The following is a 22,079-nucleotide window of genomic DNA, read 5'->3' on the forward strand; positions in this document are numbered from 1 at the left end:
GCGAACAATGGAGCTATGGCTAACCCGAACTCACCAGAGCTTTTCTTCGCCGAACACGATGAGCAGGTCAAGGCCTTCATCGACCAGCATCGGGCGGTGCTGCTCGATTGCCTTGACGGCCTCACCGAAGAGGAGGCCAGAGTGCAGCTCGTGCCGTCGCGCACCACGCTGCTCGGGCTGGTCAAGCACGGAACATTCGTCGAGAAGGTCTGGTTCCGGGAGGCTCCCACCAGCAGTTCCCGCTCCATCTTGGGTATCGCCCCGAATCCCGATGAGTCGTTCAAGCTCGAAGAGGGCGACAACATTGCCACCGTCATTGCCGAGTATCGCGAAGAAATAGCGCACACCCACCAGGTCCTGGAGGGGACGACCGGCGCAACGGTCTTCCCCGGGAACAAGCGGGGGCCGCTGCCCCTGCGCTGGATCCAGCTTCACATGCTGCGTGAGTTGGCGCAGCACTGCGGACACGCGGACATCCTGCGCGAACAAGTCCTGGCCGCGCGAAATGCCTCTCCCTAGGCCCGGCGATGGGCGGCTCCACCGGTCGAACAACCACCGCCGGTCAACGCACCGCACATGCCTGAACTTTCCCTGAGGGCAAAACTCAAGATAGAGTTGATCCCACGTAAGGGAGTATTCACAAGCGTTTGATCCGTCAGTACGTAAGACACAGGAGTCTTGCCGGGTTCTGCGGCCAACCATTTTCGGTTGGCGAAGAGACTTACTTGGATGGCTTGTACCCAACTTACGAAAGCAGGAATCCCCATGGGAGTTTCTCCTTTGATCTGGGGCATCACGATTGTCGTGATCCTCGCACTTTTGGCATTCGACTACTTCTTCCACATCCGCAAGGCGCACGTTCCGTCGTTGCGTGAAGCGGCCATCTGGTCGAGCATCTACGTCGGCCTCGCTTTGGTCTTCGGCATCGTCGTATTCATTTTCGGCGGCGTGGACATGGGCGCCGAATACTTCGCCGGCTACATCACCGAAAAGGCCCTCTCGGTCGACAACCTGTTTGTCTTCCTGATCATCATGGCCAGCTTCAAGGTGCCACGCGAGGACCAGCAGAAGGTGCTGCTGTTCGGCATCGTGTTCTCGCTGATTGCCCGTACCGCATTCATCTTCGTCGGTGCGGCGCTGATCAACCAGTTCGCCTGGGTCTTCTACATCTTCGGCCTGATCCTGCTGCTGACCGCAGGCAACCTGCTCAAGAAGGACGACGAGTCCGACGAGGCGAACAACTTCATCATCCGTCTGGCCAAGAAGCTGTTCCACACCACCGACGAGTACGACGGCGATAAGCTGTTCACCAAGATCGACGGCAAGAAGGTCTTGACCCCGATGCTGCTGGTCATGGTGGCCATCGGCGGTACCGACATCCTCTTCGCCCTGGACTCGATCCCGGCAATCTTCGGCCTGACCCAGAACGTCTTCATCGTCTTCACCGCGACCGCATTCTCCCTGATGGGTCTGCGCCAGCTGTACTTCCTGCTTGACGGCCTGCTGGATCGACTGATCTACCTGTCCTACGGCCTGGCTGCGATCCTGGCGTTCATCGGCGTCAAGCTGATCCTGCACGCGCTGCATGAGAACAACCTGCCGTTCATCAACGGCGGCGAGCACGTGTCGGTCATCGAGATCACCACCGGCCTGTCGCTGAGCGTGATCATCGGCGTCCTGGTAGTCACGGTGCTCGCCTCCCTGTTCAGCAAGGCCGGCAAGGCGCAGACCGCCGTGAACAACGTACGCCGCCATGCGAACAACTACACCGACCTCTCCTACACCGCGGACCAGGCCGAGCGCGAGCGGATCTACACCGAGCTGCTGGAAGAGGAAGCCTACGTGAAGTCCATGGACAAGAAGTACCGCGACAAGGTCAAGGACATCGACAAGATCCGCGACGAAATCACCGAGGCGCACCGCCAGCACGACGAGTACCTCAAGAGCTAGCAACGGCATCTACCGCCAATACGGACCGGGGCTGCCCTTCCACGTGGAAGGGCAGCCCCGGTCCCTTTAATCCGTGCGAGCCGAACGGCAGGCGCTAGCGGCGCATGGTCCCGATGTAGTAGTCCGAAGCGACCACCACCTTGCCCAGCGGCATCAGGGACACCGGGATCATCTTCAGGTTCGCGATGCCCAGCGGGATGCCGATGATCGACACGAACATCGGGATGGCGGTGAGCACGTGGCCGATGGCGATCCAGATGCCGGCGAAAACCAGCCAGATCACGTTGCCCAGCGTGGAGAACGCTCCCACAGCGCCGCGATCCACGACGGTGCGGCCGAAGGGCCACAGCGCGTAACCCGCGATGCGGAATGAAGCGATGCCGAACGGAATGGTCACGATCAGCAGGCAGCAGATGATGCCGGCCAGGACATACCCCAGCGCCAGCCACAGGCCGCCGAAGAGCAGCCAGATGATATTCAGGATTCCCCGCAATAGATCAGTCATGGATCCAGTCTTCCCCATCGGCTCCCCGGGGCGCTATGGGTGACAGCCCGGATTTTCCCCTGAAACCGTGGCCAATCCCCTACTCTCGCGGGAAGATTCGATGCGGTGCGCTCGGCTAGGATTAATGATCATGAGCGATTCGAGCGAAGAACAGCGTCAGGCCGCGACCCCGACCCCCAAAGACCCAGCACTTTTCCGGGCCGAACCGGTCTCCTTTGTCCGCCGCGGCAACCGCCTGCAGGGCCGCCGTGCCAGCGCCTGGGAGCGCAATGCCGAGCAGTACGTCATCGAGCCTCCCCGCAAGATCGCCGACACCTCGGTAGCCGATGATTTCACCCTCGACCCGGACCAGGCATTCGGCCGCGTGGCGCCGCTGATCGTGGAGATCGGCACCGGATTGGGCGAGTGCATCGCCAACGCCGCCAAGGACGACCCCGAGCGCAACTACCTCGCCGTGGAGGTCTACCGCCCCGGGCTGGCCCAGCTGATGCTCAAGGTCGAGTCCTTCGGCATCGAGAATGTCCGCGCCGTCCAGGCCAACGCCCCCGAGGTGCTGGACGTGATGCTCGAAGAGAACAGCGCCGACGAAATCTGGATCTTCTTCTCCGACCCTTGGCACAAGCCGCGCCACCACAAGCGCCGCCTGATCAAGGCATCGTTCCTGGACAAGGTTTCCCGGGTGCTCAAGCCCGGCGGAACCCTGCGCCTGGCCACCGACTGGTCCAACTACGCCGAGCAGATGCGTGACGCGCTCACCGCCCACCCGGATTTCGAGAACCAGTTCCCGGGCAACCTTGCCGGCGAGGAAAGCAACCTGACCAAGGTCCGCCGCGAGGGCATGGAAGGCTTCGAGAAGGAACCGGAGTTCACCGATGAGCTCGGCGGCTGGGCCCCGCGCTTCGAACGCCGCATCCTGACCAGCTTCGAGGGCAAGGCGCTGAAGGCAGGCCGATTGGTCTTCGACTTGGCGTACACTCGCGTCGGCTAGTGCACGACCGGACATAAAGTCCGGCAATGGCTCATGTCCACCCTAAACTGGTGGCCATGAGCCATTCGTCATTAATCCCGGCCTCCGAGTTCTCCACCGCGCCCACCATGGAAATCGCCGGGGTGAGGCTGGAACAGCTCGCCGCCTCGCACGCGCCGGACTTGGCCGAGGTAGTGGCCGCCGGACGCCTCGACGAGGACTGGTTCGCGACAACTCCCCCGGCACAGCAGATGGAAGCCAATATCGCCCAGCGGCTGGACTCCCAGGCAGCCGGAACCATGGCCCCCTTCGCCATCATCGACACCTCCGCCGGCAAAGCCGTCGGCGCCACCGCCTACCTGAACATCGATGCCGCAAACCGCCGGGTGGAGATCGGATCGACCTTCCTGGCCGTTGCGGCGCAGGGCACCGGCATCAATCCGGCAGCGAAATACCTGCTGCTGCGCAGGGCATTCGAAGTGCTCGGATGCTACTCGGTCGCGTTTTGCACGCATTGGCACAATGAGGCTTCCCGCGCCGCCATTGCGCGGCTGGGCGCCAAGCAAGACGGCGTGCTGCGCAACCACAAGTACGATCCGGCGACCGGAACCCTGCGAGACACCGTCGTCTTCTCGATCTTGCCCCACGAATGGCCGGCGGTGCGCACCCAGCTGGAAGCCCGGCTGCGCCGCCACGGCCGGCTCGGATAGAGACAGAAAATCCAGCCGCGCCAGGATCTGGCGGGCTGGATTTCTAATGTCTTTCAGGCGGCAGGCCTACCTGCCGATAGCGCGGCGCACCGGGAACAGCGATACCGTCGGTTCGGGCCGCGAGGGGCGCATGCCGCGGGCCAGCGACACCACGTCGCCTGCGACGGTGCCGGCGGCGAAGATGCGCGATTGGCCTTGGCGCACGTAGTCCAGTTCCGCGCGCAACTGGTTCACTTGGCCCTTAAGGCTAGCCACTTGGTTTTCCAACTCAAGGATCCGCTTGATGCCTTCCAGCGACACGCCATCCTTGCTCAGCGCCTGAACCTGGCGCAGCAGGGACACGTCGTGCTGGGAATAGCGGCGCTGCTTGCCCGACTGCCGGCTGGGCGAAACCAGGCCGATGCGGTCGTACTGGCGCAGCGTCTGGGGGTGCATGTCGGCAAGCTGTGCGGCGACGGAAATGACGAAGACAGGTCGCAGGTACTCCCCGTTCACGGTACTTCAACCACCTTTCTGCCTTGGCTGTATCTTGAGTCTATCGCCGGGGCCGGAAGATGTTGGCTCCTCCGGCGCCGGCGACGGGTGATCGGCGGGTGCCGATCCTAGAGCTTGGCCTTCGAGGCCAGGTCCGCCCGCGGGTCCTCGCCCTCGGTGGCTGCGGCGAAGTCCTCAACCGCCTTCTTCGCGGCATCCGAGAGGTTCTGCGGAATGACCACGTCGAGCACGATCAGCAGGTCGCCGGTGGCCTTGGAGGTCTTCACGCCGCGGCCCTTCAGGCGCAGCGTGCGGCCCGAGTTGGAGCCTGCCGGAACCTTCACCGCGACCTGTTCCCCGTCGAGGGTCGGGACGTGGATCTTCGCGCCCAGTGCGGCCTCGTCGAAGGTCACCGGGACGTGCACGCGGATGTTGTTGTCCTCGCGCTTGAAGAATGGGTGCTCGGCGACCTTGACCTTGACGATCAGGTCTCCGTTGCCGGCGGCGCCGGCTTGCCCGCGTCCGCGCACGCGCACCGACTGGCCGTCCTTGATGCCGGCCGGGATGCGCACGTCGATGACCTCGCCGCTGGGCTCGCGCAGCCCGATCTTCGTGCCGTTGATCGAGCCGGCGAAGGAGATCGAGGTGTTCGCGGTGCGGTCCGCGCCCTTGCGCGGCGGAGCGGCCTGGCCGCCGAAACCGCCGAAGCCGCCCGCTCCCCCGAACAGGTCGGAGAAGTCCGGCTGCCCGCCACGCTGGCGTGCCCCGCCTCCCCCGCCGAACAGGTTGGAGAAGATGTCCTCGAACCCTGCGCCGCCGCCCGGAGCTCCGCCCGGACCTCCTGCCGAGAAACGTGCTCCCGAGCCCATGGCACGGATGGCGTCGTATTGCTCGCGCTCTTCCTTGTCGGAGAGGACCGAGTTGGCTTCGGTGATGTCCTTGAACTTCTGTTCGGCGGTTGCATCACCGGCGTTGGTGTCAGGGTGGTACTTGCGCGCCAGCTTGCGGTACGCCTTCTTGATATCCGCGTCCGAGGCGTCCTTGGAGACGCCGAGGATCGCGTAAAAATCTTTGTCTATCCAGTCCTGACTTGCCATCAGGGCCTCATCCTTTCTATGACAATTCGAAACTGCCCACTGGCGAATACTCGACAGTGGGCAGTTTCAGTTGTGCTAGCTAGTTGCTATTCGCCGGTGGCGACCAGTACCTGGGCAGCGCGCAGGATGTTGCTTCCCTTGCGGTAGCCGGTACGCAGCACCTGTCCCACATGATCGGCCGGGACCTCCGGCACCGCCTGGCGCAGCAGCGCTTCGTGGACGTTCGGGTCGAATTCGACCCCCGCCTCGTTGATGCGCTCCAAGCCATGCTGGGCCAGGATCGAGTCCAGCTTGTTGGCGATCGATGCGAAGGGGCCATCGGCCAAGTCGCCGTGGGCGCGTGCCGCGTCGATGTCGTCAAGCACGGGCAGCAAGGTGGAAAGCATGCCCTGCACGGCGTTTTCACGCGCCACTGCACGGTCGCGCTCCACGCGCTTGCGGTAGTTGACGTACTCGGCCTGGAGGCGCAGCAGGTCGTTGCGCAGCTCGGTGACGACCTCGCTGACCTCGTCCTGCTCCGCGTCCACGGAGTCGCCGGCCTCGTTCAGGATCGCCTCGGCCTGGCCCAAAGCGTCAGCAGTTGGCTGCTGGTCAGCGGCCTCTGGCTGGTCCTCCGGCTCCTGGCCGGAGTTTTCGTTCTGGTTGTTTGCCTCGGACATATTCCTAAACTCCCTACTTCTTGTCGGCTTCGTCTTCGTCGATGACCTCGGCGTCGACGATGTCTTCATCAGCGTTCGGCGCATTCTGCTCGCCGGCAGCCGCGCCTTCGGCCTGGGTGTTGGCGTAGATTGCCTCGCCCAGCTTGGACTGCGAAGCCTGAAGCTTCTCGAACGCGGCCTTGACCTCGTCGTCGTTGTCCTGCTTCTCCAAGGCGGCCTTCAAGGCGTCGACGTCGGCCTGGACCTCGGACTTGACCTCTTCAGGCAGCTTGTCCTCGTTGTCCTTGATCAGCTTGTCCACCGAGTAGGCGGCCTGCTCGGCAGCGTTGCGGGTCTCGGCTGCCTCGCGGCGTGCCTTGTCCTCTTCCGCATGCGCTTCGGCTTCCTGCACCATGCGCTCGATGTCTTCCTTCGACAGCGAGGAGCCGCCGGTGATGGTCATCGACTGCTCGGTGCCGGTGCCCTTGTCCTTGGCGGACACGTGCACGATGCCGTTGGCATCGATGTCGAAGGTGACCTCGACCTGCGGGATGCCGCGAGGAGCCGGAGCGATGCCGGTCAGCTCGAAGGTGCCCAGTGCCTTATTGTCGCGGGTGAACTCGCGCTCGCCCTGGAAGACCTGGATCGATACCGAAGGCTGGTTGTCCTCGGCGGTGGTGAAGGTCTCCGAACGCTTGGTCGGGATCGCGGTGTTGCGCTCGATCAGCTTGGTCATCACGCCGCCCTTGGTCTCAATGCCCAGGGACAGTGGGGTGACGTCGATCAGCAGCACGTCCTTGCGCTCGCCCTTCAGCACGCCGGCCTGCAGGGCTGCGCCTACGGCGACAACCTCATCCGGGTTCACGCCCTTGTTGGCTTCCTTGCCGGCCAGGTCCTTGACCAGTTCGGCAACGGCTGGCATACGGGTCGAACCGCCAACGAGGATCACGTGGGCGATGTCGGAGATCTTCACGCCGGCTTCGGCGATGACGTCCTTGAATGGCTTCTTGGTGCGCTCCAGCAGATCTGCGGTCAGTTCCTGGAACTTCGCACGCGAGAGGTGCTCGTCCAGGTGTACCGGGCCCTCAGGGGTGACCGACAGGTACTGCAGCGAGATGTTGGTGCTGGTAGCCGAGGACAGTTCCTTCTTGGCCTGCTCTGCGGCCTCCTTCAGGCGCTGCAGTGCGATCTTGTCCTTGGACAGGTCTGCGCCCTTGGCCTTGGCCTGGGCCAGCAGCCAGTCGACAACACGCTGATCCCAGTCGTCGCCGCCCAGACGGTTGTCACCGGCGGTCGCGCGGACCTGGATGGTCGAGAAGCCGTCGTCATCCTTGCCAACTTCCAGCAGGGAGACGTCGAAGGTACCGCCACCGAGGTCGAAGACCAGGATGAGCTCGTCCTCGTTGCCCTTCTCCAGGCCGTAGGCCAGAGCAGCAGCAGTTGGCTCGTTGACGATGCGCAGCACGTTCAGGCCCGCGATCTCGCCGGCCTCCTTGGTGGCCTGGCGCTCGGCGTCGTTGAAGTATGCAGGAACGGTGATCACCGCGTCGGTGACCTTCTCGCCCAGGTACGACTCAGCGTCGTTCTTCAGCTTCATCAGGGTACGTGCCGAGATTTCCTGGGCGGTGTACTTCTTGTCATCGATGGCAACGGACCAGTCGGTGCCCATGTGGCGCTTGACCGATGCGATGGTGCGATCGATGTTGTTGACTGCCTGACGCTTGGCGATATCGCCGACCAGGACTTCGCCGCCCTTCGAGAAAGCAACGATGGACGGGGTAGTGCGGTTGCCTTCCGCGTTAGCGATGACGGTTGGCTCACCACCTTCGAGCACGGATACGACAGAGTTGGTGGTTCCAAGGTCAATACCTACGGCACGCGACATAATGGCTCTCCTTTGCCTTGTCTGAAAAAAATCCCAACGCTGGGGGCTTGGACCCCCATTGAGCGCTTCGGACTCAAGTTTACTCAGCCGGTTTCGACTGTCAAATTAACTTGAGTGAACTCGACTCAACTTTGCGCTCTGTCTTATTCAACGGGTGGGGTGGCAGAATAATTCCCATCAACCGAAAACTTTTTCAGACCACTCCTGACAGTCCGGTCACGAAGCGAAAACTACAGATCAAAGGCGGAAGAATGGCACGAACCAAAAAGAAATTCTCCGAGCTGTCCCCCATTGCACGGGCAGCTGCCATCGTTGCGGGCGTGATCGAGGTTGCCTTATTCGCCGCCGCGCAGATCGACATCTACCGACGCAGGCCCGAGCAGATTCACGGAAGCAAGGGATTGTGGGTGGGGTTGTGCTTCATCAACATTCTCGGTCCGCTGAGCTATTTCAGGTTCGGCCGCAAGAAGCCGCAGGACTAATCGCCGCCTCCAAGATGGCACAAGCCGGAAGGAGCCCACGCACTACTGGTGCGCGTGCTCCTTCCGGCTTTGCTTTGCAGCGTGCCGAGGGGAACGAATTATTTGGTCAGCAGCGGCATGCCGAGCCCTGCCAGGACTCCGAAGATCACTCCCCACAAGATGATGGAAATGGCCTGCCAGAAAATCACTTTCTGCTTCGATGCGCCGAAGGACACCAGCGCCGCCGAAGTGATCTGCGAGGGAAGCATGGTCTGGCCAACCAGGCTGACCCCTGCAATGCCGAACTTGTCGAAGGCCCTGCGGATCTTTTCGTATTTCGGCTTCTTGCTCTCCTTGCCTTGGCGCACCTTGGAGCGTACGGCATGGGCGCTGTTGACGAACAAGAGCATGGAAATGCCGTTGCCGAGCACCGCAACAAGAATCCCGACCGCCGGCGGCAGGCCCATCAGCACTCCGATGACGGACCCGAAGTAGGACTCGACGAAGGGAATGGCCGAAACCAGCGCGACCGCCAGCCACTGCAGCGGCTCGGGGCAAGCAGCGACAAAATTCTGCAGTGATTCAATCATGGTCAGGTGCTCCTGGCTAGGCGAAATAGATATTTCCTCTACTTCAAGACTAGGTTGGAGGACTTCAGCCACCGGTCATCCGCCGGGGCTAAACTTTCGGTCTAGTCAGTGCGCTCGACGCTCACCGGGCGCAGGGTGGCAAAAGAAATCCTCCGCTCGGCGTACGAGCGGAGGATTCCTAGGTGGGCAGCCGTTGTTCCGGCTGGCCCGAAATGCCTAGCGGCTGCGGGTGGCAGGGCTGGTGGCGCGGCGCGGACCACGCGAGCGGCCCCCGGTCGAGGCGCCTTGGGCGGCGCGGCCACCCTGGCGCGAGCCGCGGCCTGCACCCGATGGGCGTTCCGAGTTCGCACCACGGCCTGCACCGGCCGGACGCTCGGATCCTGCGCCGCGGCCAGCGCGTGCTGGACGCTCGCCCGAGGCCTTCGGACTGCGTTCATTGCGGCGGCCCGACTCGCTGCGCTGCTGGTTCTGGCCCTCGCCGGCCGAACGGCCGCCGCGTGAACCGCGCCCGCCGCGCCCGCCGCGCGAACCGCCGGATTCGCCGGCAGGCTTGCGCTTGGCAGGGTTGCTCTGCTGCTTCACCGGGGCGGTGTACGGCACCAGTTCGGCCACTTCGCCCACGACGTCCTTGACGACCTGCGAGTCCAAGGAGACCTTTTCGAATGGGACCTTCTTCAGGCCTGCCTGCTTCATCAGGGTCGCGACGTCGCCCTGCTGGTCCGGGGTGCAGATGGTCACCACGGTTCCGCTGGAGCCGGCGCGGGCCGTGCGGCCTGACCGGTGGGTGTAGGCCTTGTGCTCTGCCGGCGGATCGATGTGGACCACCAGTTCCACGCCGTCGACGTGCACGCCGCGGGCTGCTACGTCGGTGGCGACCAGGACCTTTGCCTCGCCCGAGGCGAAGGCGGCCAGGTTGCGGTCGCGGGCGTTCTGCGACAGGTTGCCGTGCAGGTCAACGGTTGGCACGCCGGCCTTGGACAGCACTACAGCCATCTTCTTGGCGTGGTGCTTGGTGCGCATGAACATGATGCGGCGCGAGGTGCCCTGCGCCAGCACACGGACCAGGTCCTTCTTGTCGTCGTTGCTGACCACGAAGACGTGGTGCTCCATGGTGTTCACTGCGGCCTCGGGCGCATCCACCGAATGGATGGTCGGGCTGCTCAGGTAGCGCTTGACGACCTTGTCCACGCCGTTGTCCAGGGTCGCGGAGAACAGCATGTGCTGGATGCCGGTCGGCATGCGGTCCATGATGCGGCGCACGACCGGGAGGAAACCCATGTCTGCCATGTGGTCGGCTTCATCCAGCACCGAGATCTCAAGCTGCGACAGGTCAACGATCTTCTGCTTGATCAGGTCGTCGAGGCGGCCGGGGCAGGCGATGACGATGTCGACGCCCTCGTTCATGGCCTTTTCCTGTCGACTCTGCGCGACGCCGCCGTAGATCACGGTGGTGCGCAGGCCGGAGGCGGCGGCCAGCGGATCAACGGTCTTGGCGATCTGGGTCGCCAGTTCGCGGGTCGGCGCCATGATCAGTGCGCGCGGGAAACGGGCCTTGCGGCGCTGCGGGCGCTCGCTCAGGCGGGCCACCAGCGGCAGCGAGAAGGCCAGGGTCTTGCCCGAGCCGGTCTGGCCGCGCCCCAGCACGTCTCCGCCGGCAAGGGTGGAGGGAAGGGTTGCTTCCTGGATCGGGAACGGGGTGTCGATGCCGCGCTCGGTCAGCACGTCAACCAGGTTTGCGGGCACGCCAAGGGCGCTAAAAGTAGAGGTCAATGCTTAAACTTTCTCTCTGAATTCGCGCGTCGTTTTCGACGCTCGGGTTCGCCGATCCAGGAGGAAGTCCGATGCGGGGCGGCAAGAAAAGTGCCCGACGCCCGCGCGAAAACACCGGGAATCCGGGAGTTTCCGCTCGAAGGAAATCAAGTCTGTCGACGACTACGCACCGAGGCGGGCAGGGTGTTCCAGGCGTTGAACCATTGGTGCGTACAGGTTTCAATTCTACAGGCAGGCTCCGGGACTCAGCAGTCCCGGAGCCTGCCAACGGGGCGAATCACAGGAGATTTCCGCCACGTCTGAAGCCTGGCGCTCAGGCCCGGTGCACACCCGCCGACGTTTTTTCCTGCGCCAATTTCGAGGGCCACCACACCGCAGGGCCGATGTCCTCGACCAGCGCCGGCACCAGCAGGCTTCGCACGATAAAGGTATCGAGCAGCACGCCGAAGGCCACGATGAAGCCCAGCTGCCCCAGGAACATGATCGGCACGACCCCCAGCGCGGCGAAGGTCGCCGCCAGCACGATGCCGGCAGAGGTGATCACGCCGCCGGTGACGGTCAGGCCGCGGCGCATCCCGTCCCGCGTGCCGTGCAGCAGCGTCTCCTCGCGCACCCGGGTCATCAGGAAGATGTTGTAGTCCACGCCAAGGGCCACCAGGAACACGAATCCGAACAGCGGCACCGAGGGGTCGGCGCCCACGTAGTCCAGAACGTGGTTGAACACCAGCGCGCTGACGCCCATCGCCGTGCCGTAGGAGAGCACCGTGGTCAGAATCAGCAGGACCGGAGCCAGGATCGAGCGCAGCAGAAGCATCAGGATGACCAGGATCGCGACCAGCGTGATCGGAATGATCTTGAACAGGTCGGCTTCGGCGGTGGAGTTCTTGTCCATCTGGGTCGCGGTGGTTCCGCCGACCAGGGTCGTCGCATCGATCTCGTGCACCGTCTCGCGCAGCTGCGTGACAGTGTTCGCGGCCGCATCCGAGTCCGCCGCATCGCTCAGGGTGACGGAAATCAGGTTCCGTCCTTCGACGGTGTACGCCGGGGCGCCGCGCTGGGCCATGGCCGGACCGCCGTCTTCGGCCTGCAGGTAGGCGGAGTCGACACCGGGCACGTCAAGGACCGCGTCCAGGGTGGTGTTCGCCTCGACCTCGTTGACGATCACGGTGGCCGGCGAGCCGCTGCCGCCCGGGAAGTGCTCGCCGAGCGCCACCTGCCCGTCGCGGGCCTCGGAGCCGCCGATCACCAGTTCGCTTTGCGGCACGCCGCTGGCCTTGAGCTGCAGCGAGAACGCCGCGCCGACGGCCAGCACCAGTGCCGTCACCATCCAGATCGGGCGGGGGTGGGAAGCGACGAAGGCGGCGATGCGGGCCCACAGTCCAGGCTTGGCCGCCGCCTGCGTTTCCGCGTCCTGCGTTTTGGGCATGAACGGCCAGTAGGCGGCCCGGCCCAGCAGTCCGAGCACGGCCGGCAGGAAGGAGAGGGCGGCAATGATCGAGAAGACGATGCCCGCCGCGCCGATCGGGCCCAGCGCCTTGTTGGAGTTCAGGTCGGAGAAGAGCAGGCACAGCAGGCCCACGGTCACGGTGCCGCCGGAGGCGATGATCGGCTCCAGCGAGCGCTTCCAGGCCTTGGCCACTGCCTGCCAGCGGTTCAGCCCCGTGGACAGGGCTTCCTTGTGGCGGGCAACGAACAGCAGCGAGTAGTCGGTGGCCGCACCGATCACCAGGATCGAGAGAATGCCCTGGGCCTGGCCGTCCAGCCGGATGATCCCCTCCTTGGCCATGAAGTAGACCACCAGGATGGCGGCGCACAGCGCCACCATGGAGGTCATCAGCACGGTCAGCGGAAGCAGCAGCGAACGGTAGACCAGCAGCAGGATCACCAGCACCGCGACCAGCGCGACACCTAGCAGCACCCCGTCGATGCCGCCGAATGCCTCGATTAGGTCCGCGGAGAACCCGGCGGGACCGGTGACATAGCTGCTCATGCCCTCCGGCTGGATGTCTGCCAGCAGGGTGCGCAGCGCGGTTACGCCCTCGTCGGCCTTGACCGTCGAGGAGATCGGCATGATGAATTCGGCAGCCTTGCCATCCTCGGCCAAAAACGGCCCTGTCACCTGCCCGTCGAGGAACTCGAAATCGGAAAGCTTCTCGGCGAGCGCGGCGGCCTGCTTCTGGTCGACGCCGCTTTCGGAGGTCACCAGCACCACCGCGGGAATTGCGTCGCTCGTGCGGAACTTGTTCTGCCATTCAAGGGCCTGCGTCGCTTCCGCGCTGGCCGGGAGGAAAGCTGTCTGGTCGTTGGTCTGCACGTCCGAGAGTTTGCCGAAGGTTGGTCCGCCGACCCCCGCGATGCCGATCCAGAGCACGATCAGCAGGGAATACACCACCGCCCGGATGGCGATGCCCTTTCCGCTGACTGAGCGCGCGGCAGGGTCGGCGGGCTCATCGACTTTCGCTATGTGCGACATGGGGCTGTCCTCACGTTGATTCGAATAGTTGCGACCGCTGTGGCCTACCGCTACAGCGTACCAACATTTAGTTTGATGATGGAAATGTTTACTTAGTTTATAATTGTGTTATGGACGCGAGCACACACCACCGGCTGTTGCAGCTGCTGCAGGATTTCGGACAGGCCTCGGACCGCTACGTGGAATCCACCGGCGGGCACTACGGCACGCACCGGACCGACATGAACGGCCTGACAGTGATCATGAAATACCAGCGCGCCGGAACCTCGCCCTCGCCCCGGGACTTGAGCAGGGAACTGCAGCTCAGCTCCCCCGCCACCACGGCCATGCTCGACCGGCTGGACCGGCTGGGCTACATCATCCGCCAGCGAAGCGAGCAGGACCGCCGCAGCGTGCACATCGCCCTGACCGAGAAGGCCATGGCCGAGGCGCGGGAGATGTTCCGACCGCTCGGAGCGAAAATGATGGAGCTGATCTCCTCCTACGACGAGCAGCAGGTCGCACTGCTCAGCGACTTCATGGCCCGGGCCGTCGCCGGCGTGGATGAAGCCCGGCTGGAAGTCCTCGCGCCGCCGAACTAAGCCTCCTGCCGAACGCCCCGTCATGACCAGTCTTCGAGTCAAGAGAACTCCTGCAGTGCCACTACCCTAGACAGGTGGCACTTTCTCTCTGGCTTTCACTTCTCGGCGCAACCATCGTCATCAGCTTCACCCCGGGCGCCGGGGCCATCAACACGATGAACAACTCGATGCGCCAAGGCTGGGGCGCTTCCATCTGGGGAGTGATCGGCCAGCAGATCGCCCTGCTGATCCACGTGGTCATCGTCGCCGCCGGAGTGGGCCTGCTGGTCTCCAGCTCCCCGCTGCTCTTCGCGGGCATCCGCTATGCCGGCGCCGCCTATCTGGTCTACCTGGGCATCCGGATGATGCTGTCCAAACCGGATGTCGCCTCGGACGGAACCAGCACCGGCGGCACGCTCACCCGTGGCGCCATGCTGCGCCGCGGCATCCTGGTCAATCTGCTGAACCCGAAGGCGATTGTCTTCTTCCTGGCATTCACCCCGCAGTTCATCCGCACCGACCAGCCGCTGTTGCCGCAATACCTGATCTATATCGGCACCATCGTCGCAGTCGACGTGCTGGTGATGTTCTTCTTCTTCGCAGGCACCGCGCGCAGCTTCCAGCGCTTCACCACCACCGTGCGCGGGGCCAAGCTGCTCAATATCGTCTTCGGCGTCCTGTTCATTCTCGTCGCCGCGATGATGCTCCTAATCCACTAATCACCCCGTGATTTTGGGGTTGCTCTAAATCGTTGCCGTATTGTTGCTGATTATCTTGCGCGTAGCTCTCGATCGAAATGTGATGTGGCCATAGACTGATGCCATGTTCCGGATAATGATCGTGTGCACGGGAAATATATGCCGCTCACCTATGGCCGAGTACATGCTGAAAAACGCCTTGCGTGAGGCAGACGTCACCGAGGTCGAGGTCTGCTCCCGGGCCATCAGCTACGGCGAAGTCGGCAACGGGATCGACCCGCGCGCCGCAAGTGCCCTGCGCGCCCACGGACTGGACGCCTCGGACCACGTCGCAACGCAGGTTCAGGCCGACGAACTGGGTTCCATGGACCTGGTGCTGGCCATGGACACCGATCATTTCGAAGACCTCGTTCCTGCACTCACGGAGATCGATCCCAGCGAGCGCCCCATGCTGCGCATGTTCAGGTCCTTCGACCCCGTCGCCGCCAGCGAGCCGCACGACCGCCAGGGTGTCTACGATCCCTGGTACGGTGACGCAGGAGATTTCCGCGAAACCTGGAAGCTCGTCTCCGCAGCCCTGCCTGCGCTCGTTGACTACGTCCGGAGTAATATAGCCTCTCGTGGAAACCGCTAGACCCTACCTCATTGCTCTCGACGGACGCTCCGGCTCGGGAAAGAGCAGCCTCGCAGCGTTGCTAGCGAACCAGTTGTCGAAAACCGCCTCGGTGGCTGTCCTGCGTCTGGAAGATCTCTACCACGGCTGGGACGGGCTGCAGGCCGCCCAAGACCTCTATTCCGCTCTGCTCGAACAGCTCGCCCACGGCCGCACCGCCAGCTGGCCGCTGTGGGACTGGGACGCCGATGCGCCAGGCGACACCGCCAGCCTCGACCCGGCGCAGGTCGTCATCGTGGAGGGCGTGGGCGCCGCGCACCGCCAGGTCCGCGGCCTGCTCGATCTGAGCATCTGGCTCCAAGCTCCAGCCGGGGTCCGCAAGCAGCGCGCCCTGCAGCGCGACGGCCAGACCTACGCCCCGCACTGGGAGCGCTGGGCCGCCCAGGAAGACGCGTACCTGTCCAGGGACGACGTGCCCCGCGCCGCGGACGTGGTCCTCGACGCCGACAGCCAGCGCTCGCCGTTCGAGCAGCTGCTGGGGCTCAGCGCTTTCCTGCCAGCCGGCCTGCGCGACCTGCTGCCAGCGACCACGCCTGCCTCTGCCGCGCCGCCGCTGGCCGGACACCATGCAGCCCCCGCGGATGCCGCCACCTTGTTCGAAGCGCTGGCCGAAGGCCTGGAGCATGCAGCCCTGCTGGAGTCCACCAGCCACCACCTCACCGACCCGCTGGATCGGAACAAGTACTCGCTGATCGCCCTGGCCGTCGGCGATGCCTATCCCCTGTTGCAGGCAAGCGCTTCCGGCGCCACCGTGCAGCGCGGCGGGGCCAGCCTGCGCCTGCAGCCAGGATTCTTCGAATCCTTGCAGGGCTTGTGGCCCGCGGCCGGGACCGAGCCGGACAACTACCCGCTGCCTGCCTGGGTCGGCTACCTGGGCTACGAGCTCAAGCGGGAGGTCTCAGCCGGAACCGCATCCGGAGCCGAGGCAGCGCGCCCCGATGCGGGGTTCTTCTCCCCTAATATCGTGCTGGTCATCAACCACCGCACCGGTCAGATGGCAATCCACGCGCCCGCGCGCCTGCGCCAATGGATCACCGAGCATCTGGCCGAAGCCGGCGTTCAGCACCGCACCGCGCTGGACCTGCCGCCGGTGGAATTCGTTTGCGCCGACACCGAGCAGGGCTACAAGGACAAGATCACCCGCGCCCAGCGCCAGATTTACGAAGGCAACACCTACGAGGTCTGCCTGACCACCGAGCTGACCGCAACCGCCGCGCAGTACAGCCCCTTCGAGGCCTACTGCCGAATGCGCACCTCCAGCCCGGCACCGTTCGCCCACTACCTGCGTATGGGCGGCACCGAAGTCGCCAGCATTTCCCCCGAACGCTTCCTGAGCCTCGGGGCCACCGGGGTGCTGCGCGCCGAACCGATCAAGGGCACTCGCCCGCGCGGGACCAGCGTGCAGGAGGACCAGGCGCTGAAGCAGGATTTGGCCACCAGCCCCAAGGACCGCGCGGAAAACATCATGATCGTCGACCTGCTGCGCAACGACCTCTCGCACCATGCGGTCCCCGGCTCGGTGCGCGTGGCCCGACTGTGCGCGGTGGAAAGCTACGCCACCGTGCATCAGATGGTCTCCACCATCGACGCGCAGCTTCGCGATCCGGCATTGTCGGCGCAGGCGCTGCGCGAGGCATTCCCTCCGGGCTCCATGACCGGCGCGCCCAAGCTGTCGACCATGCAGATCCTGGACGAGCTGGAAGACCGGCGTGAGCGCGGACTGTATTCCGGAGCCGTGGGCTATCTGGGCGCAGACGGGTCCGCCGATTTTTCGGTGGTCATCCGCACTTTGGTCTGCGACCGCACCCCGGACGGCGGATGGAAGCTGTGCCTGGGTCTGGGCGGTGCGATCACCGCCGATTCGGTGGCGCAGGATGAATGGGACGAGGTCATTACCAAGTCCGTGGGCGTGCTCTCCGCGTTGGGCTCGAAGTTCCCGCACCCTGCCGTCACCGCCGGCAAACAGCGGCGCTAGAAGCACTCAGTGCCCCAGTCGTTCGCCACGGCTCGACGGCGGCCATCCTCCGAGCGTGCAATGCGCGCGTGGCTGCTCTGAAAGACCATGACGGCGCTGCCCGCGTCTGAGCATGTTTCCCGGTTCGGCGCACATCTCTGGTCCATGACGGGCAGCATAGCCCGGACGCCGGCCTCGTAATGACCCGAAATATCGAAAACCACAGGTGGGGAATTCGTCGTGGGCATGCTGGCATGAAAAGATCGACCGCGGTAAGTGCGGCTTCGCTGTCGCCCAGCGAGGCCCTCATGGGGCAGACGACACTTCCCGATCCGCAACGTGCGGTGGAAACGACGTAACACAAGCACCGTACCTGCATTCAGGGACTGTCGGTGCAACTCTGCTCACGCGGGATGCGGCATCGTGCGGGGAAGCCTGCGCCACAACGTGAATTCACCTAGCCGGAGCGTGGAAGCAGTGCACGGGAACTTGAAGCATCAGCCGAAGGACCCCCGAAGTTGCTCCCTTTTTTCCAGTGTTTGGAACAGTCTTCTCCAAATCGTTAGAATTCAAACGCTTGATTTATCCATCCGGGCCATGATAATTCAATAATGGCCAGGTGACCGACCGTCCAAGACGCCATGCAGAGTACCTACTTGGGAAGGAACTGACATGACAAACAAACGATGGGGTCGTGCCCTGGGCATGGCGATGGCGGTGGGACTCTCGGCAGGACTGGGCTTAGCCCCTCCTGCCAATTCAGCACCTCCGCAAACCAGGGAAAATGCCACATTAGGCGCATCTACGATGCAAATGGCTGCGAAGAACACCTACGACCAAACGAGCAAGGCCGAACGCAAACGTGTCGACGGGGTCAAGACACCGCGACCGAAATGGTTCAACTGCAAGGAGCTGGCTTTTGGCGCCCAATGCACGACGGTGAACTTGCCCTTGGATTATGACAACCCGCGCGGGGCCACCACCGAGGTCGCATTGCTGCGTATCAAGGCGACAAACCAGTCGAAGCGCATTGGAACCCTGTTTGTGAACCCCGGCGGACCGGGTGGTTCAGGGATTCAGATTGCCGCAGCGGCCCGTGAGTTCCTTTCTCCAAGTGTCCTTGAGCGTTTCGACATCGTCGGGTTTGATCCACGCGGCACGAACTTCAGCGACAACGTGCGTTGCTGGAAGAATTTCGGCGCCCAGAGCGAAGCCTTGGAAGCAATGTACGTCCCCTATCCGGTCACATCCAAGGAAATACGTGCCTATGTGAATTCCTCCAAGGCCTTCGGCAAGGCTTGCTCCACGACCGGCAAACCCCTCTCCACGTCGATGTCCACCGCGGAGGTCGCACGTGACATGGATGTCTTGCGTCGCATGGTAGGCGACAAGCAGCTGAGCTACCTGGGTTTCTCTTATGGCAGCTACCTTGGCACTGTCTATGCAAACATGTTCCCCGACCGGGTCCGCGCGGTGGCCATCGACGGAGTACTCGATCCGGTGGCCTGGGCCGGAACCTTCGCCAACATGTGGATGCCGCAGACCCAACGCATCAAATCAGGCGAAGGCGCCGAAAAGGCCATGCGCGGCATTCTGAGCCGCTGCAAGACCGCCGGTCCGGAGTACTGCATGCTGGCTGGACAAGGGGATCCGCAAAAGCTCTATCGCGAGATCATGGCCGAGTTGAAGCGCTCCCCCTTGGTGTTCTCAGATCCCGAGTACCCTGACTTCGACTATTCCGTCACCGCGGCGATGATGTGGTCGATCCTGCTTGACTACCTGTATGACCCGCAGGGATCCTCCATGGTGGACTCCGAGCTGACCTATACCTGGCTGGCGCTTCAGGACCGTGCCGCGTCGAACGGAACCACGTTCCCGACGTCGGCTGGCAAGGCCAAGGCTCCGACCAAGGCCAAGATGAAGGTGGCCCATAAGGCGCTGGCCCAAAGCCTGCGTGCGATCGAGGCCGAGCAAAATGCTGCGGCGAAGGATATCGCCGGCAAGGCCGCAGCCACCGGTTTCGCCTTCCCGTATGAAAATTCCTTCGAGGCTTTCCAGGCCGTGCTGTGCACCGACTCGCGCAACCCGGCCAAGGCCGAAAACTGGGCCCGCTACGCGGAGAACGCAGGCAGGAGCGCTCCGGGATTCGGTCAGCTGTGGACCTGGAGCTCAGCTCCGTGCGCCAGCACCACTTGGAAGGCCAAGGACGAGGACACCTACAGGGGACCGTTCACCAAACGAACCGTGAACCCGATGCTGGTGGTTGGAAACTTCTATGACCCGGCCACGAACTACGCCGAGGCCCAAAAAGTCTCGAAGTTGATGCCCAAGGCCCGGCTTCTGAGCAGCAACAGTTGGGGCCACACTGCGTACGGCACCTCGAAGTGTGTCACCAATGCCATGGACCGCTACCTGCTCACCGTGCAGTTGCCTGCCACCGGAACGCTCTGCACCGGAGACGCGCAACCGTTCACCGAAAAATTGGAGGACCTGAACAGCCAACGCCGCAAGGCCGCTCCGGAACGCCAGCTGCCTCCGGTGGTGCCACCGCTTCCAGGCGCACTTCCACGAAGCTGAGTAGCAAATAGGCCGAAGAGTATGGGCGGTGGAACCGGGCTTCCGGTGCTACCGCCCATACGGTTGTCAACCCCGAAATCCTGCTTCGCGCACAGAGCACCGACGCAGTAAGCCAAGGTGGCTCGCCAGTGCTTTGGCGTCCGCGATGCCGTCCATGACAGCCACATCTGGCTTGCTGCATGGATATGGCCAGCGGTAATTTCTGGCAGCCTGCTTGAGGGCCGGCGCGCATCGGGCCATCTCGGAACCCATGCGATGGCCAATCCCATCCCAGAGCCGATCAAGCGTGTTTGCAGCTCATCACCAATCGCGCTGGAGCCTCCCGCGGTCATCGCGGAAGGTTCCTATGGTGAGCCCGGCCAATGGGTGAACGAAAGGCGGGCGAGGGAATCAAGGAAAAGACATCCAGCATCCAGGGCGCCCAGGCATGGTGCCCCGGAGCCATTGCTATTGCAGCGTGGCGGTCAGACGTGCCACGTTGTCGATCCAGCGCTGCATGCGCGGACGGCGTCGCCACTGGGCCAGAGTGATCTCCGAGGAGATCTCCAGATAGTCGTTCTGCACCTTGTTCACTGCATCGACCATTTCTTGCCCAAGCAGCATGACCGAGATCTCCATGTTCAGGCTGAACGAGCGCATGTCCATGTTGGAGGATCCGACCACCGCGACCTCGTTGTCCACGGTGAAGCACTTGGTGTGCAGCACCATCGGCGCCGGGTAGCGGTGGATCCGCACCCCGGCCTCCAGCAGCTGCTGGTAGTAGGACTGCTGCGCGTGGTGCACCAGGAACTGGTCCCCCTCCTCGCAGACGAACAGGTGCACTTCCACCCCGCGTTGGGCGGCGGTGGTGATGGCGTAGAGCAGGGAGTCGTCCGGCACGAAGTAGGGGCTGGTGATCATCAGCCGTTCGGAGGCGGAATAGATCAGGGTGTTGAACAGGCGCAGGTTGTTCTCCCCGCCGAAACCGGGGCCGCTGGGCAGCAGCTGGGCCAGCGTGCTGCCGGGCCGGTCGTCGTAGGGCAGCGGGTGCCTGGCCTCGGTGATGTCCATCAGCACCTCTTGGCCGTCATCCTCCTGCCACCAGTCGGTGGCGAAGGTGACATCCAGGCTGCGCACCAGCGGGCCTTCCACGCGGAGCATCATCTCCACCCATTCGCGCCCCACCTTGTGCGCGGATTCGCGCTTGTAGCCGGGCTCGATGAGGTTCTGGCTTCCGGTGAACGCGACTTCGCCGTCGACCACCAGGATCTTGCGGTGGTTGCGCAGGTCCGGGCGGCGCCAGCGCCGGCCGATCAGGTCGATGGGCAGCATCGGGCGCCAGATGATGCCGGAGCTTTTCAGGCGCTTCTTGAAGTTGCGGTAGCCTTTCACGCGCAGCGTGCCCAGATGGTCGAAGAGCAGGCGCACATTGACCCCGCGCTGCACGGCCGCTTCCAGGGAATCCAGCACCGGATCCACGTAGTCCGGGTCGTCGCCCATGATGTAGAACTGGATGTGCACGTAGCGCTTGGCCTTGTCGATCTCCTCGCGCATGGCTTCCAGCGAGCCGCGGTAGTCGGAGAGCACCTGCACGGTGTTCCCGCCTTCCAGCGGCATGGCGCCGAGGTTGCGGTTGAGGATGACCGCCGATTCGACCCATTCCTCCGTGGAGTGGAATTCCTCGGGCAGCTGCATGTGGGCCGTGCCGCGCATGATTTCGTCGTGCGCCCGCTTCTGCTTCTCCAGCCGGCGGCGCGAGAGCCTCGGGTTGGCGAACAGCCAGTAGGCGACCAGGCCGACCACCGGGAGGAAGAAGATGGCCAGCAGCCAGGCCATGGCCGTGGTGGGGCGCCGGTTTCCGGGGACGATGCCGATCATGAAGTAGCGCACCACCAGTTCGGCCGCGACAAGGATGCTCCACACGACGCCGCCGATCTGCAGCATCACTTCGTTACTCGGCCACATCGCGGCACCCCCTCACGTCAGCGCCCGTGGGCGTCTGCGGCGTGTGCGCCGCATCCCGCAGTTAGAGAAGCGGGAAAAACATCTTTGCCTAGCCTATCGAATCCCCTGCCTCTTCTCGGAATGCAGTCCAAGAAGAGCCTCCGCAGGGGCTTC

Annotated in this window: 19 protein-coding genes; 10 read left to right on the plus strand and 9 right to left on the minus strand. The window is 63.8% G+C overall.

Going from position 1 to position 22,079, the window contains the following annotated elements; translation table 11 throughout:
• Positions 1–15 precede the first annotated feature (15 nt).
• Both ACTX90_RS13325 and ACTX90_RS13330 read left to right on the plus strand, forming a co-directional pair.
• Entirely contained in the window at positions 16–519 is a 504-nt protein-coding gene (locus ACTX90_RS13325; protein WP_443442222.1) for a DinB family protein, read from the plus strand.
• A 246-nt stretch (positions 520–765) separates the two neighbouring features.
• A complete protein-coding gene (locus ACTX90_RS13330; RefSeq protein ID WP_443442223.1) occupies positions 766–1,950 on the plus strand; it encodes a TerC family protein in 1,185 nt (394 codons plus the stop codon).
• Between the two features lie 94 nt (positions 1,951–2,044).
• Here the strand turns inward: ACTX90_RS13330 and ACTX90_RS13335 are convergent, their stop codons facing one another.
• Positions 2,045–2,455, minus strand: a complete 411-nt coding sequence (locus ACTX90_RS13335) for a YccF domain-containing protein (RefSeq protein WP_047119864.1) — start codon at positions 2,453–2,455, stop codon at positions 2,045–2,047.
• Positions 2,456–2,585: 130 nt separating this feature from the next.
• Here ACTX90_RS13335 and trmB point away from each other — a divergent pair, with 130 nt between their 5' ends.
• Both trmB and ACTX90_RS13345 read left to right on the plus strand, forming a co-directional pair.
• Positions 2,586–3,443, plus strand: coding sequence for a tRNA (guanosine(46)-N7)-methyltransferase TrmB (gene trmB, locus ACTX90_RS13340; protein WP_053799454.1), 858 nt, complete (start codon positions 2,586–2,588; stop codon positions 3,441–3,443).
• A gap of 56 nt (positions 3,444–3,499) precedes the next feature.
• On the plus strand, positions 3,500–4,132 hold the full coding sequence (locus ACTX90_RS13345; protein WP_443442224.1) for a GNAT family N-acetyltransferase: 633 nt from the start codon (positions 3,500–3,502) through the stop codon (positions 4,130–4,132).
• A 66-nt stretch (positions 4,133–4,198) separates the two neighbouring features.
• Here the strand turns inward: ACTX90_RS13345 and ACTX90_RS13350 are convergent, their stop codons facing one another.
• The 4 genes from ACTX90_RS13350 to dnaK form a co-directional block, all read right to left on the minus strand.
• Positions 4,199–4,567: a heat shock protein transcriptional repressor HspR gene (locus tag ACTX90_RS13350; RefSeq protein WP_202605422.1), complete on the minus strand. Its 369-nt coding sequence runs from the start codon at positions 4,565–4,567 to the stop codon at positions 4,199–4,201.
• Positions 4,568–4,734: 167 nt separating this feature from the next.
• Entirely contained in the window at positions 4,735–5,703 is a 969-nt protein-coding gene (locus ACTX90_RS13355; RefSeq protein ID WP_047119866.1) for a DnaJ C-terminal domain-containing protein, read from the minus strand.
• Between the two features lie 86 nt (positions 5,704–5,789).
• Complete coding sequence (locus ACTX90_RS13360; RefSeq protein WP_443442225.1) at positions 5,790–6,362, minus strand: nucleotide exchange factor GrpE; 573 nt, start codon at positions 6,360–6,362, stop codon at positions 5,790–5,792.
• A gap of 13 nt (positions 6,363–6,375) precedes the next feature.
• Positions 6,376–8,226 carry a molecular chaperone DnaK gene (gene dnaK / locus ACTX90_RS13365; protein ID WP_047119868.1) on the minus strand — a complete coding sequence of 617 codons (1,851 nt, stop codon included), beginning with the start codon at positions 8,224–8,226 and terminating at the stop codon, positions 6,376–6,378.
• A gap of 251 nt (positions 8,227–8,477) precedes the next feature.
• Here dnaK and ACTX90_RS13370 point away from each other — a divergent pair, with 251 nt between their 5' ends.
• Positions 8,478–8,708 carry a PLDc N-terminal domain-containing protein gene (locus ACTX90_RS13370; RefSeq protein WP_047119869.1) on the plus strand — a complete coding sequence of 77 codons (231 nt, stop codon included), beginning with the start codon at positions 8,478–8,480 and terminating at the stop codon, positions 8,706–8,708.
• Between the two features lie 98 nt (positions 8,709–8,806).
• Here the strand turns inward: ACTX90_RS13370 and ACTX90_RS13375 are convergent, their stop codons facing one another.
• The 3 genes from ACTX90_RS13375 to ACTX90_RS13385 form a co-directional block, all read right to left on the minus strand.
• Entirely contained in the window at positions 8,807–9,277 is a 471-nt protein-coding gene (locus ACTX90_RS13375) for a hypothetical protein (protein ID WP_443442226.1), read from the minus strand.
• A gap of 216 nt (positions 9,278–9,493) precedes the next feature.
• Positions 9,494–11,020 (minus strand): DEAD/DEAH box helicase, encoded by a 1,527-nt coding sequence (locus ACTX90_RS13380; RefSeq protein ID WP_244910890.1) that lies wholly within the window; start codon positions 11,018–11,020, stop codon positions 9,494–9,496.
• Positions 11,021–11,360: 340 nt separating this feature from the next.
• Entirely contained in the window at positions 11,361–13,520 is a 2,160-nt protein-coding gene (locus ACTX90_RS13385) for an MMPL family transporter (RefSeq protein ID WP_443442227.1), read from the minus strand.
• Positions 13,521–13,630: 110 nt separating this feature from the next.
• Between ACTX90_RS13385 and ACTX90_RS13390 the strand changes: the two genes are divergently transcribed.
• From ACTX90_RS13390 to ACTX90_RS13410, 5 genes are all read left to right on the plus strand, one after another.
• Entirely contained in the window at positions 13,631–14,101 is a 471-nt protein-coding gene (locus tag ACTX90_RS13390) for a MarR family winged helix-turn-helix transcriptional regulator (RefSeq protein WP_047119873.1), read from the plus strand.
• A gap of 74 nt (positions 14,102–14,175) precedes the next feature.
• Positions 14,176–14,799: a LysE family transporter gene (locus ACTX90_RS13395; RefSeq protein WP_047119874.1), complete on the plus strand. Its 624-nt coding sequence runs from the start codon at positions 14,176–14,178 to the stop codon at positions 14,797–14,799.
• 163 nt (positions 14,800–14,962) lie between these two features.
• On the plus strand, positions 14,963–15,412 hold the full coding sequence (locus ACTX90_RS13400) for an arsenate reductase/protein-tyrosine-phosphatase family protein (protein WP_443442228.1): 450 nt from the start codon (positions 14,963–14,965) through the stop codon (positions 15,410–15,412).
• Positions 15,399–17,426 carry a chorismate-binding protein gene (locus ACTX90_RS13405; protein ID WP_443442229.1) on the plus strand — a complete coding sequence of 676 codons (2,028 nt, stop codon included), beginning with the start codon at positions 15,399–15,401 and terminating at the stop codon, positions 17,424–17,426. The genes ACTX90_RS13400 and ACTX90_RS13405 overlap by 14 nt, the downstream gene beginning before the upstream one ends.
• Positions 17,427–18,077: 651 nt before the next feature.
• Complete coding sequence (locus ACTX90_RS13410) at positions 18,078–19,982, plus strand: alpha/beta hydrolase (protein ID WP_443442230.1); 1,905 nt, start codon at positions 18,078–18,080, stop codon at positions 19,980–19,982.
• A 447-nt stretch (positions 19,983–20,429) separates the two neighbouring features.
• Here the strand turns inward: ACTX90_RS13410 and cls are convergent, their stop codons facing one another.
• Positions 20,430–21,926: a cardiolipin synthase gene (cls, locus tag ACTX90_RS13415; protein ID WP_047119878.1), complete on the minus strand. Its 1,497-nt coding sequence runs from the start codon at positions 21,924–21,926 to the stop codon at positions 20,430–20,432.
• Positions 21,927–22,079: the final 153 nt, after the last annotated feature.

Origin of the sequence: Glutamicibacter soli (genome assembly GCF_052322135.1) — a bacterium.
Lineage (GTDB): Bacteria > Actinomycetota > Actinomycetes > Actinomycetales > Micrococcaceae > Glutamicibacter > Glutamicibacter soli.

What these genes read in the sequence shown, in the direction of transcription:
- ACTX90_RS13325 (WP_443442222.1), top strand. Translation starts at nt 16, where the DNA reads ATGGCTAACCCGAACTCACCAGAGCTTTTCTTCGCCGAACACGATGAG.
- ACTX90_RS13330 (WP_443442223.1), top strand. Translation starts at nt 766, where the DNA reads ATGGGAGTTTCTCCTTTGATCTGGGGCATCACGATTGTCGTGATCCTC.
- ACTX90_RS13335 (WP_047119864.1), bottom strand. Translation starts at nt 2,455, where the DNA reads ATGACTGATCTATTGCGGGGAATCCTGAATATCATCTGGCTGCTCTTC.
- trmB (WP_053799454.1), top strand. Translation starts at nt 2,586, where the DNA reads ATGAGCGATTCGAGCGAAGAACAGCGTCAGGCCGCGACCCCGACCCCC.
- ACTX90_RS13345 (WP_443442224.1), top strand. Translation starts at nt 3,500, where the DNA reads ATGAGCCATTCGTCATTAATCCCGGCCTCCGAGTTCTCCACCGCGCCC.
- ACTX90_RS13350 (WP_202605422.1), bottom strand. Translation starts at nt 4,567, where the DNA reads ATGCACCCCCAGACGCTGCGCCAGTACGACCGCATCGGCCTGGTTTCG.
- ACTX90_RS13355 (WP_047119866.1), bottom strand. Translation starts at nt 5,703, where the DNA reads ATGGCAAGTCAGGACTGGATAGACAAAGATTTTTACGCGATCCTCGGC.
- ACTX90_RS13360 (WP_443442225.1), bottom strand. Translation starts at nt 6,362, where the DNA reads ATGTCCGAGGCAAACAACCAGAACGAAAACTCCGGCCAGGAGCCGGAG.
- dnaK (WP_047119868.1), bottom strand. Translation starts at nt 8,226, where the DNA reads ATGTCGCGTGCCGTAGGTATTGACCTTGGAACCACCAACTCTGTCGTA.
- ACTX90_RS13370 (WP_047119869.1), top strand. Translation starts at nt 8,478, where the DNA reads ATGGCACGAACCAAAAAGAAATTCTCCGAGCTGTCCCCCATTGCACGG.
- ACTX90_RS13375 (WP_443442226.1), bottom strand. Translation starts at nt 9,277, where the DNA reads ATGATTGAATCACTGCAGAATTTTGTCGCTGCTTGCCCCGAGCCGCTG.
- ACTX90_RS13385 (WP_443442227.1), bottom strand. Translation starts at nt 13,520, where the DNA reads ATGTCGCACATAGCGAAAGTCGATGAGCCCGCCGACCCTGCCGCGCGC.
- ACTX90_RS13390 (WP_047119873.1), top strand. Translation starts at nt 13,631, where the DNA reads ATGGACGCGAGCACACACCACCGGCTGTTGCAGCTGCTGCAGGATTTC.
- ACTX90_RS13400 (WP_443442228.1), top strand. Translation starts at nt 14,963, where the DNA reads ATGCTGAAAAACGCCTTGCGTGAGGCAGACGTCACCGAGGTCGAGGTC.
- ACTX90_RS13410 (WP_443442230.1), top strand. Translation starts at nt 18,078, where the DNA reads ATGACAAACAAACGATGGGGTCGTGCCCTGGGCATGGCGATGGCGGTG.
- cls (WP_047119878.1), bottom strand. Translation starts at nt 21,926, where the DNA reads ATGTGGCCGAGTAACGAAGTGATGCTGCAGATCGGCGGCGTCGTGTGG.